The organism is Oceanobacillus polygoni, assembly GCF_008304605.1.
In the GTDB taxonomy this organism is placed as follows: Bacteria; Bacillota; Bacilli; order Bacillales; family Amphibacillaceae; genus Oceanobacillus; species Oceanobacillus polygoni.
The window spans coordinates 1-12,689 of sequence record NZ_PIJY01000013.1; the positions used below are offsets into that span (position 1 = coordinate 1).

At 36.1% G+C, this 12,689-nt stretch carries 12 protein-coding genes, 1 tRNA gene and 2 riboswitches; of the genes, 2 read left to right on the forward strand and 11 right to left on the reverse strand.

The genetic code is table 11. The features are described from left to right. Window positions 1–412: 412 nt before the first annotated feature. Window positions 413–484: transfer RNA gene (locus F1560_RS04675), tRNA-Ala, on the forward strand. A gap of 617 nt (window positions 485–1,101) precedes the next feature. On the opposite strand, the gene F1560_RS04680 is transcribed toward F1560_RS04675, so the two are convergent. The 11 genes from F1560_RS04680 to F1560_RS04725 form a co-directional block, all read right to left on the reverse strand. Further along, complete coding sequence (locus F1560_RS04680; protein ID WP_149473482.1) at window positions 1,102–2,376, reverse strand: TRAP transporter large permease; 1,275 nt, start codon at window positions 2,374–2,376, stop codon at window positions 1,102–1,104. Then, window positions 2,373–2,870, reverse strand: a complete 498-nt coding sequence (locus tag F1560_RS04685; RefSeq protein ID WP_149473483.1) for a TRAP transporter small permease — start codon at window positions 2,868–2,870, stop codon at window positions 2,373–2,375. Before F1560_RS04685 ends, F1560_RS04680 begins: the two co-directional genes overlap by 4 nt. Before the next feature lie 24 nt (window positions 2,871–2,894). After that, window positions 2,895–3,926: a TRAP transporter substrate-binding protein gene (locus F1560_RS04690; protein ID WP_149473484.1), complete on the reverse strand. Its 1,032-nt coding sequence runs from the start codon at window positions 3,924–3,926 to the stop codon at window positions 2,895–2,897. Beyond that, the gene (locus tag F1560_RS04695) at window positions 3,923–4,834 is read right to left on the reverse strand and encodes a hydroxymethylglutaryl-CoA lyase (RefSeq protein ID WP_149473485.1); all 912 of its coding nucleotides are present in this window, start codon (window positions 4,832–4,834) and stop codon (window positions 3,923–3,925) included. The genes F1560_RS04690 and F1560_RS04695 overlap by 4 nt, the downstream gene beginning before the upstream one ends. Further along, a complete protein-coding gene (locus tag F1560_RS04700) occupies window positions 4,834–6,036 on the reverse strand; it encodes a CaiB/BaiF CoA transferase family protein (RefSeq protein ID WP_149473486.1) in 1,203 nt (400 codons plus the stop codon). The genes F1560_RS04695 and F1560_RS04700 overlap by 1 nt, the downstream gene beginning before the upstream one ends. Before the next feature lies 1 nt (window position 6,037). Next, window positions 6,038–6,703 carry a GntR family transcriptional regulator gene (locus F1560_RS04705; RefSeq protein ID WP_149473487.1) on the reverse strand — a complete coding sequence of 222 codons (666 nt, stop codon included), beginning with the start codon at window positions 6,701–6,703 and terminating at the stop codon, window positions 6,038–6,040. Between the two features lie 144 nt (window positions 6,704–6,847). Further along, on the reverse strand, window positions 6,848–7,003 hold the full coding sequence (locus F1560_RS22035) for a hypothetical protein (protein WP_187773628.1): 156 nt from the start codon (window positions 7,001–7,003) through the stop codon (window positions 6,848–6,850). A gap of 95 nt (window positions 7,004–7,098) precedes the next feature. Next, a complete protein-coding gene (locus F1560_RS04710; protein ID WP_149473488.1) occupies window positions 7,099–8,367 on the reverse strand; it encodes a cation:dicarboxylate symporter family transporter in 1,269 nt (422 codons plus the stop codon). Between the two features lie 131 nt (window positions 8,368–8,498). Further along, window positions 8,499–8,654, reverse strand: a riboswitch (cyclic di-AMP (ydaO/yuaA leader). 279 nt (window positions 8,655–8,933) lie between these two features. After that, window positions 8,934–9,644 carry an ABC transporter permease gene (locus F1560_RS04715; RefSeq protein WP_149473489.1) on the reverse strand — a complete coding sequence of 237 codons (711 nt, stop codon included), beginning with the start codon at window positions 9,642–9,644 and terminating at the stop codon, window positions 8,934–8,936. Further along, entirely contained in the window at window positions 9,641–10,489 is an 849-nt protein-coding gene (locus F1560_RS04720) for an ABC transporter ATP-binding protein (RefSeq protein ID WP_149473490.1), read from the reverse strand. Before F1560_RS04720 ends, F1560_RS04715 begins: the two co-directional genes overlap by 4 nt. 174 nt (window positions 10,490–10,663) lie before the next feature. After that, entirely contained in the window at window positions 10,664–11,710 is a 1,047-nt protein-coding gene (locus tag F1560_RS04725) for a LytTR family transcriptional regulator DNA-binding domain-containing protein (RefSeq protein WP_245347890.1), read from the reverse strand. 252 nt (window positions 11,711–11,962) lie between these two features. Next, a riboswitch (TPP riboswitch) is annotated at window positions 11,963–12,078 on the forward strand. A gap of 85 nt (window positions 12,079–12,163) precedes the next feature. Between F1560_RS04725 and thiW the strand changes: the two genes are divergently transcribed. After that, window positions 12,164–12,649: an energy coupling factor transporter S component ThiW gene (gene thiW, locus F1560_RS04730; protein ID WP_149473492.1), complete on the forward strand. Its 486-nt coding sequence runs from the start codon at window positions 12,164–12,166 to the stop codon at window positions 12,647–12,649. Window positions 12,650–12,689: the final 40 nt, after the last annotated feature.

The following is a 12,689-nucleotide window of genomic DNA, read 5'->3' on the forward strand; positions in this document are numbered from 1 at the left end:
TTTGGCGTGCTCATTTTAGTATAACATGACTAATTTAAAATTTTCATTGAAAAATATTGACAAACTATTAGCTGGTTTAGTTGAAGTGTTTTTTTCACAAACTTCATATATTCTTTTAATCATTTTATAAATTCAGTTTACACTAACTGAACTACTATTTCAGGCAAAACTCTTTTAAAAAACCAAAATTAAATCTGCTGGATAAGAAGGTATTCTGAAAAATATAAAATATCCCTTCAAAGTTTTCACCCCCATGATCAAGTTTAAAAATTATAGTAATATCTGATTTTATAGTAAATAATTATTTGAATATTATACTTTTTCTTATCCCATAACAAAAAACTTGATGCAATTCCATCAAAGTTATATAATAAAAATGGTTTACGAATTTTACCTACTTGAATTTTATCATGGGGCTGTAGTTCAGTGGGAGAATACTTGTCTGGCAGACAAGGGGTCACGGGTTCGAATCCCGTCAGCTCCATTCTTGACTAAACGTCAAAGTTAATAATTAAAACAACCCAGTTCTCGATCAAATCTCAACACTCTTGCTTATTCTATTACAGAATGAGAGGAGTGTTTTCTAATATAAAAGAAGGTTGTAGAAGCCATATTTATTATGGTAGTGAAACCATCCAGTTCGGGAGAGTGCTTGCATGGCATGCAAGAGGTCAGGGGTTCGAGCCCCCTATGCTCCATTAAGATAGAAACGCTGTAACTCTTATTAAGGGGGACAGCGTTTTTAATTTTGATACAGTTTACTATTTAATTATTAGTATAGGTTTTTTGGGGCAAATCCCTTTGAGCTATTACTCTCTTTCTAAAAATATCTATATGACGAGTTATTATTTTTACTTATATAAAGTTACCACGTTAATATCATAAAAACGATGTTTAATTGTGATAAATTGTCGAATACCATCGTCTTATATAACTAAAAATATATTAGAGATTGTAAAATAACAACTAAAACAATAGTGTGCTTTAATTAAACAAAAAATATGGAGAGAAGGAAAAACGCCAATAAAATCAAAATAAAATACACAAGTAATGCCACCTACTTTAGTAAGTGGCATTACTTGCTGTTTATTCTTCTAATTATCATTCCACATTATCCACCAAAAATGTTGCTATTTCAGGCAAGAATGACAGTGCAATAATAAATAAGATCATAATTATCGCATAAGGAATAACCCCTCTAACAATTGTACTAATTGTATTCTTTTTATCTAATCCTTTTAATACAAACAAGTTAAGACCAACTGGTGGTGAGATTAATGCTAGTTCCATATTGATAACCATTATAACAGCAAACCAGATTGGATCGAATCCTAATCCAGTTATGATTGGATAAAGAATTGGCAACGTAATTACTAAAATTGAAACGGTCTCTAAGAACATACCTAATACGATTAATACAATATTGATAAGTATAAAAACAACCCATTTCGACACATCCATAGATAGTGCAAATTGCGTAATCATTTGAGGTATCTGTAGAATTGTCAAAATATACCCTAACAACTTTGCACCAATCATAATAAACAAAATCATTGCATTTATTTTTACGGTTGATAAAGTTATTTTTTTAAGGATAGTCATATTGAGGTTTTTATAAACAAAAAAGGCAATTGCAAACGAAAAGACTACACCTACTGCTGCAGCTTCTGTCGGAGTGAATATACCTGAATAGATACCACCAATAATGATTACTGGTAATATCAAGCCCCAAATAGCCTGCCTAGATCCTTCCCATCTCTCTGTCCAAGTTGCGGGCTTGTCTTTTAGATGTCTCATTTGGTATGAGGAGAAAATCATGAATGCTAATGTTAAAACAATCCCGGGAACAACCCCTGCTATAAATAGTTTACCAACTGATTCGCCGGTAACAGAACCATAAATAATCATAGGTATACTAGGAGGGATTAAAATCCCCAGTGTTCCGCCAGCTGCCAATAACCCTAATACATATCTTCTAGGATAGCCACGACGGATCATTTCAGGAAGAGCAATCGCTCCAACTGTTACTGCTGTTGCTACACTTGAACCAGAAATCGCGGAAAAGACTGTACAACAAAAAACAGTAGCGATTGCCAGACCACCTGGAAAATGTCTAAACCATCTGCTTGCCATTTCAAATAAATCTCTACCTACCCCACTTACTACGAGCACCTGGCTCATCAGCACGTACATGGGTAAAGCAGTTAAAGTAAAGTCGTCTAAAGCCGAAAAAGATTTAATTGGTACTGCTGAAAAGGCAAATGTACCTCCATCAAAGAAGAACATCGCGAGCACCGCTAATAGCCCCAATGCAAAAGCAACAGGTAACCCTATTAATAATAATGTTGTTAAACCGCCAGCAAAAAAGAAACTCACAGTTGATCTCCCCCTTCATGAACTCCACCATCAATTAATTGCAATACAAATGCTGCAACTAACAATACCCCACCTAACGGAAGTAGGAGTTCAGGAAGAAACATTGGTATCCTTAATAAAGATGCAGATGTAACTCCAAGACTGAATGTGTTGAACACATGTATAAATCCATATACCATAAATATAATACTGAACACAAGACCTAATGCATTCGATATATATGCTAATATGGTTTTCCAAAAATCATTCACATTATTTATTACTAAATCAACTGTTATGTGTGAATATGTTCTTACCGCGTATGCTGAACCTAAAAAACAACTTCCAATAATAGCATAGATTGATAATTCAGTTGTCCATGATGTTGGTAATCCAAATATCGCTCTTGAAACTATTTCAAAGAAAATCATAACTGTGGTTAATAGAATAAAAAAGCCTGCAATATAAGCTCCTATCTTTATTAAATAATCGAAAAAGTCATATGTTTTTTTCATACATTAGCTCCTTTCAAGAGGACTTTACTCTACATTTACTATATCCAATAATTCCTGACCTACCTCACCAGCCTGATCTACAAATACATCCCATACTGGCATTGCCGCTTCTCTCCAGATTGGTATTTCTTCTTCAGATATTTCATATAGTTCCATTCCTCTTTCTACCAGCTCATTTTTCGTGCGTTCATCTTCTATTTTTGCTTGTTGACGGATCCATTCTTCCGTTTTCATAACTTCTACTTCAATTAATGTTTGTGTTTTTTCGGGAAGTTCTTCCCAAAATTCATTATTTACCGCTAATACAAACTCTAAGTAAGCATAATTATTGACCGTCAAATAATTAACAACCTCATTATAATTACGCTGTACCATCGCAGTAGTTCCAGATGTAGCACCATCAACCGTATTTCTTTGAAGTGCCATGTATACTTCTCCACCTCCCATAAATACAGGGGATGCTCCATAAGCTTTAATTAACTCGGAAGGCAGGTTTCCCATACTACGAAATTTAAGCCCTTGGAAATCTTCTGGAGATTCTACTGGTTTAACATTGTTAGCAAATTGTGCATAACCATAATCCGCAAACATAAGTACTCTAGCTCCTCTTTCTTCCATCTCAGAACGAAGCTTATCACCAAATTCTCCATTCAGTGCTTCTCCAGCTTCTTCATAATTATCAAAAATATAAGGAACATCAAATATCCCCATTGCAGGAACTGTCGCTGCCCACATCGTAGATGAGTTTACCCCCATCTCTATTCCGCCAGTTAAAACGGATTGGTTCATATCCTTATCTGTCAAAAGTTGTCCATTGGGATAAACTTGTACATTCACTTGACCGTCAGATTTTTCTATTATATTTTTAGCAAACTCCTCTACTCCGAGAGAGATATGATGATCTGGCGGTAAATTGTAAGCTAATCGGATAGTAGTTTCCTCGTAACCATCTACAGAAGTTTGGGCTTCAACTGATTCCGATTCACTATCATCGCATCCAATTAATACTAAAGCTAATATCACCGAAAACAATGCTATTTTAAATATATTATTCATAGGCACAACTCCTCGATCGTTCGTTCTCTATCTAAGTGACGAACTCTTCCTAAAGGTTCTTTTGAAGAAAGTTTTGCAGCAAAATCTGCAGTATCTAACAGCTTTTCGAAATTAATATTTGTTTTAATCCCCATTCTTTCGAACAGGTACACGAGGTCTTCGGTTGCTAAATTCCCAGCTGAACCTGGAGCAAACGGACAACCGCCAATACCACTTACGGAAGTCTCAAAAATTCGTAACCCAGCCAAGTATGCTGCATATGCATTTGCAGCACCGAATCCTCTGGTATCATGCAGATGAACAGAAACAGGTCTGTCTCCAGCTACTTTTAGCACTTTTTTAATTAAACGATCTACTTCATTTGGTGTAGCCATACCTATTGTATCTGCAATGCCAATTCTATTTACACCTAATTTTTTTGCTCTTTCAACAAGCTGTAGAACATTCTCTTCTGGAACGCGCCCTTCATATGGACAACCAAAACTAACAGCAATGGAAAAACAAACTTGAATATCTGCTAATCTTGCTTCTCGAAGCACCGATTTAAATATTTCGAAATTTTCTTCGGTGCTCATATTAATATTTATTTTATTAAATGTCTCCGTCGCAGAAGTTACCCAATTCAACTCAACCACTTGATGCTTACTTGCTCGTTCAAACCCTTTCATATTAGGTATCAAAACAACTGGTTTTATATCATTTTTGGAAACGATTTCATTTAGAACTTCAGATGCGTCTGCCATTTGAGGAACTTTAGCTGGATGAACGAATGAAGTTGCTTCTATTTTTTCTATTCCAGATGCTACCAATCTATTAATCAGTTCAACTTTGTCATTTGTAGAAATAATGTTTGGTTCGATTTGTAACCCATCGCGAGGACTAACGTCTATAATCGTGACTTCTCGCATCAGATAACTCCTTCCTCTTTTAGCTTTTTGAAATCATTGTAGGAAAAATCCAAAAATTCTTTGTAAATTTCTTCATTATGTTCTCCTAACTTTGGACCATTCCATTCAATCTTCCCAGGTGTTTGGGATAATTTAGGTACAATCCCAGGTGTGACAAGTCTCATTCCATCATCTAATTCAATTTCTTGAATCATTTCACGAGCCTTATAATGTTCATCATTCATAATATCTTTAATACTGTAAATTGGGCTTGCTGGAACAGATGCTTCATCAAGAATAAGTTGAACTTCTTCAATTGTATGTTTACTTGCCCAAGATTGAATGACTCCATCAATAAATTCAACATTCTTAACCCTTCCCTGATTTGTTGCATACTCCGGGTTATTAGCAAGATCTTCTCTATCAATTGCTACCATTAAACGTTGGAAGATGCTGTCCCCATTTCCACCAATTACAATATATGACCCATTTGAACATTTGTAGGAGTTTGATGGTGCAACTCCTGGCAATGTACTTCCTGTTCTTTCACGTATCGTACCAGTCAAGTCATACTCTGGAAGCATACCTTCGAGTAAACTAAACACGGATTCATATAGTGCTACATCCACTTCTTGTCCTAATTTGTTTTTATCGTGTTCTCTTGATCTTAGTGCCATTAATGTTCCAATTACAGCATAAAGCCCCGCAACCATATCTCCTATCGCAATTCCTACACGAACAGGTGGCAATTCTGGATATCCCGTTAAGTATCGTAAACCACCAACTGCTTCAGCAACACTTCCAAATCCAGCTTTCTCCCTGTAAGGTCCAGTCTGCCCATAACCAGATATTCTTGTTAATATAATCGATGGGTTAATTTTTTTTAATACATTGTAACCTAGCCCCCATCTTTCTATAGTACCTGGCTTAAAGTTCTCCAACACTACATCAACATCTTTTACCAAACTTTTGATAATTTCTTGCCCTTTTTCTTTTCTCATGTTCACTGTAATTGATTTTTTATTACGAGCCTGCACATGCCACCAAACGGATGTATCTTTGTGCATCACACGCCAATTTCTTAATGGATCACCATTAGTAGGTTCTTCAACTTTGATTACTTCAGCTCCAAATTCAGCGAAGAGTTTTCCAGCGAACGGGGCTGCAACAATATTACCGAGTTCAAGAACTTTAATCCCTTCAAGAGGTTTATTTTTAGACATTCTACTCCTCCATTCTTTCCTTCAGCAAGCCTACAAATCTACTATAATCATTTTCAATATGCTTTTTCATTAAAGTTCTTGCTAACTTTTTATCACGAGCTGCGATTGCGTCGTATATTTTTCCATGATCAACCAAGGCTATACCTATATGTTCTGGAGCAGTATCAACAATGGCTTTTCTATAAAAACTATTCACGCCACGTAGCTGTCTTAGCATAGATATGAGAAAAGGATTCATACTAGATTCAATAATAATATCGTGAAAACTAACCTTTACATCTGAATTATCACTAACTATTGACTCAGTACTATATATATCAATAGCATTTTTGATTTGTTCTAATTGTTCTTCTGTTCGTCTACCAGCAGCATAATAAGCAGCAGCTGACTCCATTTCAAGTCTACATTCATATAGATACTGAAAGTCAGCAAGCGATGGTTTTACTACTTTTACTCCTCCTGTTTTTGTTAAATGTAAAAAACCATCCTTTTCAAGCATGCGAATCGCTTCCCGTATTGGGCTTCGACTAACCTCCAATGCTTGCCCAATTTTCTCTTCAATTAGTCTTTCTCCAGGCTTAATATTTCCGGTAATTATCTGTTGTTTTAAATAATCATAAACTTGACTTTTAAGAGTTAGTTTCACAATCCCAACAATAATTCTCACCTCCCTTTTTGTATACAGTATGCTGTGTTCTCATATATTATTATAAAAATATTGAATAGTCAATATCTTTATAATAATCCCAGTGTAATAAAACTACTTTTATTGGCTTCTATTTTGCCTTTGCTCTTTTAAAATAGATGCAAATTAAAAAACAACAATTGGAATTACAAGTTCCAATTGTTGTTTTTTAATTACTGAGAAGGATGACAAATATGGCAAGATTAGATGGAATAAGAGCATTTGTAGCAGGTGCGCGCGATGGAACGCGACGTCTGCAAATCCCCCTATTGTTGTTGTCATCGCAATTGTCCTTTACATCCAAATCTATGATAATTTGCATAAGAAAAAAACACCCACAACATGTAATAACGTTGTGAGTGCCTTTTTCCAATATATTATATCGCTTGATCCACTACTTCTTCGTGATCTTCAACTGGTGGGTTAAATTGACCTTCCCATTTAGCAATAACGAGCGCTGCTAATGAGTTTCCTACAACATTAACTGCTGTACGTCCCATATCAAGAATTCGGTCGATACCAGCAATAAATGCTAACCCTTCAGCAGGTAATCCAATTGTGCTAAATGTTGCTAGTAACACGACAAAGGATACACCCGGTACTCCAGCCATACCTTTAGAAGTGACCATCAAGACTAACATTAATGTAATTTGCTGCCAAATACTTAATTCTATACCAAACATCTGTGCAATAAATAGCGACGCGATTGCTTGATATAAAACTGATCCATCTAGGTTAAAAGAGTAACCCGTTGGGATAACAAAAGTAGCAATGTGTTTTGGACTTCCTGCCTGCTCCATCTTGTCCATAATTCTTGGAAGCACGGTTTCTGAACTTGATGTGGAAAATGCTAAAATTAATTCTTCTTTAATCAACTTTAATAATTTAAAGATATTCAATCCAACGATTTTAGCCATTAAACCTAATACAACAATAACAAAGAAAATCATCGTTCCATAAACAGTAAGGGCTAACTTTCCTAATGGAATCAACGATGTAAAACCATACTTAGAGATCGTTACACCAATTAAAGCAAATACACCAATTGGTGCATACTTCATAAATAGGTTTGTAACATAGAACATAGCATTTGCTGTACCATCGAAGAAACGAAGTACTGGTTTACCTTTATCTCCAATTGCTGCGATTCCAAGACCAAATACAACTGCAAAGAAGATGATCGCCAGCATGTCCCCTTCAACCATCGCTTGCACTGGATTTGTAGGTACTATATGCAAAAGCGTATCCGCAATCGATTTACCTTCTTGCTCTTCTGTTGTTTCGACATAGCCTGAAATATCACTTTGCTGCAGGCTGTCCATATTTAGCCCAGCACCAGGCTGGAATATGTTAGCTGAGATTAAACCAACCGCAATCGCAACAAATGTCATACCAATAAAGTAAGTTAACGATTTACCGCCTAACTTACCAACGGATTTCAAATCTCCAACACCAGCAATTGCAACGATAATACTAGATAGTACAATTGGAACAACAATCATTTTAATTAAACGAAGGAACAGATCGCCAAATGGTTGTAAGATACTTTGCGCTGTTTCACTTCCGTAGAAAATACCACCAACAATAACACCTAAAATTAGCCCAATAAAAATTTGATTGGCTAAACTTAATCTAAATTTCTTCATTGATTACCCTACCTTCTTGTTAGTTATATATGTGCCTAGGCAAGGGAAACAAAGATGATTTGACTAAAAACGTGAATGGACCAACAAAAAAAGACACGGGCTGTGTCAATTCGCACGTTATCATATACTCTTTTGTTTCCGTTAAACGCTGACGAGGTTAGCTTTCGGGTTAGGACTAAGGAAACAGTAAAGTAAGCCCCTCCGTAAATAGGATTCACCCCACGCGGAAATTCCGCCGTAATGATTGGGTCCCCCGCTCTTACAATAAGATTAAGCGAAGCAATATAAATTGCTATATTATTATATTACTAAAACGATACTTTTGTAAATAGTAGATTTTTAGTAGATAATGTACGTTTGAGTCCATGAATTGAAAATGAACGGAATGCAAGCAGATCTTATACTTTCCAATCCCCTAAAAATTCCCTTGTGCTACTATCTTCCAAGATAAATAAACCATACCCGGAAGTTCAATTGGAATACGTAGGAAGTAAAACAAACAGCATAAGCCGTTCTATAATTCATAAATGGTACTGGGGAAACGAATTCCCCAGTACCATTTAAACTTACTCATCCAACTCTCGTTTTTTAAATACAATGACAGTGGCAATCATTCCGATAATTACCCAAGCTACAATGATACCTAAGTTCCCCAATACATCTCCAAACCCTGAGCCAGCTTCAACGGCAGCTGCTAGTTCGACAAGTTGGATATTCGGTAAATAATCGATAACAGAAAGAATCGGGTATTGTTCCGCAAATGGAACAAACATTGATCCAAACCCAAAAATAAACATAACTGGTAAAATGAGTACAGAAGCTTCGATAACGGTTCTAGAAATTAATCCCATCAATGTTCCTAGTGCAATATAAAACAAACTCGAGATAACAATTGCAATTGCTATAATTCCAATATTCGTTGGCTCATAGCCAGTTAACATCGTACATAGAATAATCGTAATAGCAGTTAATATAAAGGTTACTAAGCTTTTACCACCAAGTATTTCCGGTATTGTTGCTGGCGAAAGCATCAAACCACGTAACGTGTTCTTTTCTTTTTCCTCAGCTATAATCGAACATTGCAGGAATGCTGTAACAATCGCTAAGGTCAAGTTAATTACGACAAAGTGAACTTCTACTGTAAGGTCATCCATTCTGCCATAAAAAAATGCAAAAATGAGCGGCATCAGAATTGTTGACGATACATACATGTTCTTATATAAGTCCTTCATATCCTTTTGAAAAATAGCCATTACACGTTTCATTGAAAAAGTCATACTAATTCCCTCCCTGTTACTTCTACAAAAATATCTCCTAGTGTTGGTTCATTTGAATGAATGGAAACAACTTGATCGGTGGATAAATACTTATAAATTTCATTCGCACCTTTTGATCCACCCGGTAAGTTTAATTCACGACCATCTTTTAATTCAACGGTTACAGAGGAATCTGAAAATTGTCTTCGAAGCACTTTTGGCTCATCGAGCAACTGGATTTTACCTTTATGCAGGAAGGCAACGCGTTTACATAGTGATTCCGCTTCGCTCATATCATGTGTCGTCAAGAAAATGGTTGTTCCTTTTTCATTCAATTTGCGTAGTCCATCATGAATATGCTTTGAGTTCACTGGATCTAAAGCAGACGTTGGTTCATCTAAAAACAACAATTCCGGCTCATGCAGGAAGGCTCTTGCTAACGTAACGCGCTGAAGCATTCCTTTGGAAAGCTTTGAAACTACCTTTTTCGTATCCTCGGTCAAGTTAACCATCTCTAACACTTCATCAATTCGTTTTGTTGGTACATCATATAGATCACAATACAATTTCAGATTGTCATAAATCGATAAACGTTGGTACAACCCGCTATTATCTGTAATAACCCCAATTCTTTTTCTATAGGATGGCTTATTTAAAGAAGTTACCGGTAAATTGAATACGGTCGCATCTCCAGATGTTTGCAGCAACTGTCCGGTAAGAATTTTTATCGTTGTTGTTTTCCCAGAACCACTCGGTCCTAAAAATCCAAATGTTTCCCCTTTTTCCACTTGAAAACTTACATCTTCCAATGCAGCTTTATTACCAAAAATCTTTGCTAATGATTTCACTTCAATAATGTTTTCCAAAATTTTTCCTCCCCGTAGATCACGTTTGTTTGTGACTCTAGAATAAATGGAAAACGAAGTGAAAACAGCATATTTCCTGTGAAAAGAGTATTTTTCAAGGTGAATGGAGCATATTTTACGGTCAATTATCCAGTTAACGAAGCCTGCTTTATCGATTTTTCCGATGAACGGAGCTTATTTAAGGCCGAGCAGATCTTTTAATTCTGCCATTTTTGTTTTGGACAGTGGAACTTGTGTCTTTTCCTTATCATCCAAAATCAAACTATAACTATTTCGAGTCCATGTGATAACTTCGCGAACCTTTTGTAAATTTACAATATATGAACGGTGACATCTGAAAAATCCAAAATGCTGCAAACGCTCTTCTAAATTGGTTAAAGTGAGCGAGCTTGGAAATGCTTCCCCTTTTATGTAAATGTTTGCTTGGCCATCATTACTCTCTATATAATCAATCTCCGGTGGATCAAATAAAACAATTTTGTCGTTGACCTTCGTTGGGATTTTATTCAATTGAATTGGCTTGAGCTCTTTTTCATTATCTGTTTCTTCTGGTGGAGTTACTTCTGTAATTTCTTCTTTCACTTCCGTATCTTCGTCTGTTTCCGTCTCGATGATACGTAGTCCATCTTCTTCTAAACGATAAACACGATCCGCAACCGTAACAGCACTCTCCATATTTCCAGTTAACACAAGTATGCTTTTACCTTCTTCCTGTATTCTTCTCGTTATATTAATGAGCACTCGCTTTGTTTCCATATCCACATTCAAATCAGGCTCCTCAAAAATAAATATAGAAGGTGACTGGATAAGCAAACGTCCATATTGCACCCGTTTCATCTCTGAAAAAGTTAAATCTCTAATTTTTGTGTTCTTCTTTCCTTGCAGCTGTGTTAATTGGAAGACTTGTTCAAAATCTTGTTCAAAGTTATATAGACCACCAAAAAACATAAAGTACTCATGAACCGTTAGCCTTTCGTACATCCCTTCTTCAAAAAAGCAAATACCAAGTTGATTCAAAAATGCTCGTTTATCTTCTATAATGGTTACACCTTTTACTCGGATTTCACCATTTATAATAGGTATTTTTCCGATAATCATATTTAAAAGCGTACTTCGAACGTTCAATGTTGAATAAATTGCTGTAATCTCACCTGCAGCAATTTCTAAATCAAAGACAGGAAATAGCTGTGTATCTTTTTCATGTTTTTCTATATTTTCCATCGTTAAAACCTTCATTATATCAGCCTTTCTTCCGCACAGTTTTTCGTATGTACCTTCCGATCCACTTTGACGATATTTTCCACATTGACTCTACTTGCAGTGTAACGTCACTTCTATAAAAATTAAATCATTCGTATTCTTCATTATTATATAATTAGCAGACTACATTAGTTATACCACGTTTTTCAAGTTAATAATGACAAAAGTTAAAAAATTTGTTAGGCTTAGAGTTGTATTCACAATTATATAGGATTGAACTACTAGGGGTGCCCAAAAAGCGTGGGCTGAGAGGGAAGCACGTATCATTTCCCGACTCTTATGGACCTGATCTGGTTAATACCAGCGGAGGGAAGTAGTCGGGCGTATGTCCAAACTATTTTTCAAGCGTATCAAGCTAGGTCCTAAATGGGTCTAGCTTTTTTTGGTTTCCCTAAAAAGAAATGGAGGTACATGATGAATCGAACACGTTTATTAACTACTATGGCTGTATTTATTGCAATCGGGACAATCACCGCTCAACTATTATGGTTTCCCGCCGGAATTGCTAGAGCCTATCCTGTCCAGCATGCAATCAATGTCATGGCCGCTGTTATGCTTGGACCAGGACCAGCTGTCGTTATCGCTTTTATGATTAGCTTGCTTCGCAATATGCTCGGGCTTGGAACATTATTAGCATTTCCCGGTGCGATGATTGGCGCCTTTTTTGCAGGTTATCTTTATAAAAAATCCAGCAAGAAATCACTAGCCGCTATCGGTGAAGGCGTTGGAAGCGGATTTTTCGGTGCACTTTTCGCTGTACCATTTGCTTACATCTTTATGGGAAGCTCTGCTGGAGCGTTCGCCTTTATCCCACCATTTCTTGTTAGTAGTATTACTGGTTCTATTATCGGGTTATTTATCGTATCAAGAGTTTCCAGTAAACGTTTAATTCGTAATTAAATTGTACTATTTATAAAAGGCTTTTAAAAAAAACAACACT

Bases quoted from the DNA above. Each gene is read 5' to 3' on its own strand.
- F1560_RS04710 (WP_149473488.1), bottom strand. From the start codon at position 8,367: ATGAAGAAATTTAGATTAAGTTTAGCCAATCAAATTTTTATTGGGCTA.
- F1560_RS04690 (WP_149473484.1), bottom strand. From the start codon at position 3,926: ATGAATAATATATTTAAAATAGCATTGTTTTCGGTGATATTAGCTTTA.
- F1560_RS04695 (WP_149473485.1), bottom strand. From the start codon at position 4,834: ATGCGAGAAGTCACGATTATAGACGTTAGTCCTCGCGATGGGTTACAA.
- F1560_RS04700 (WP_149473486.1), bottom strand. From the start codon at position 6,036: ATGTCTAAAAATAAACCTCTTGAAGGGATTAAAGTTCTTGAACTCGGT.
- F1560_RS04725 (WP_245347890.1), bottom strand. From the start codon at position 11,710: ATGGAAAATATAGAAAAACATGAAAAAGATACACAGCTATTTCCTGTC.
- F1560_RS04715 (WP_149473489.1), bottom strand. From the start codon at position 9,644: ATGACTTTTTCAATGAAACGTGTAATGGCTATTTTTCAAAAGGATATG.
- F1560_RS04685 (WP_149473483.1), bottom strand. From the start codon at position 2,870: ATGAAAAAAACATATGACTTTTTCGATTATTTAATAAAGATAGGAGCT.
- thiW (WP_149473492.1), top strand. From the start codon at position 12,164: ATGAATCGAACACGTTTATTAACTACTATGGCTGTATTTATTGCAATC.
- F1560_RS22035 (WP_187773628.1), bottom strand. From the start codon at position 7,003: ATGACAACAACAATAGGGGGATTTGCAGACGTCGCGTTCCATCGCGCG.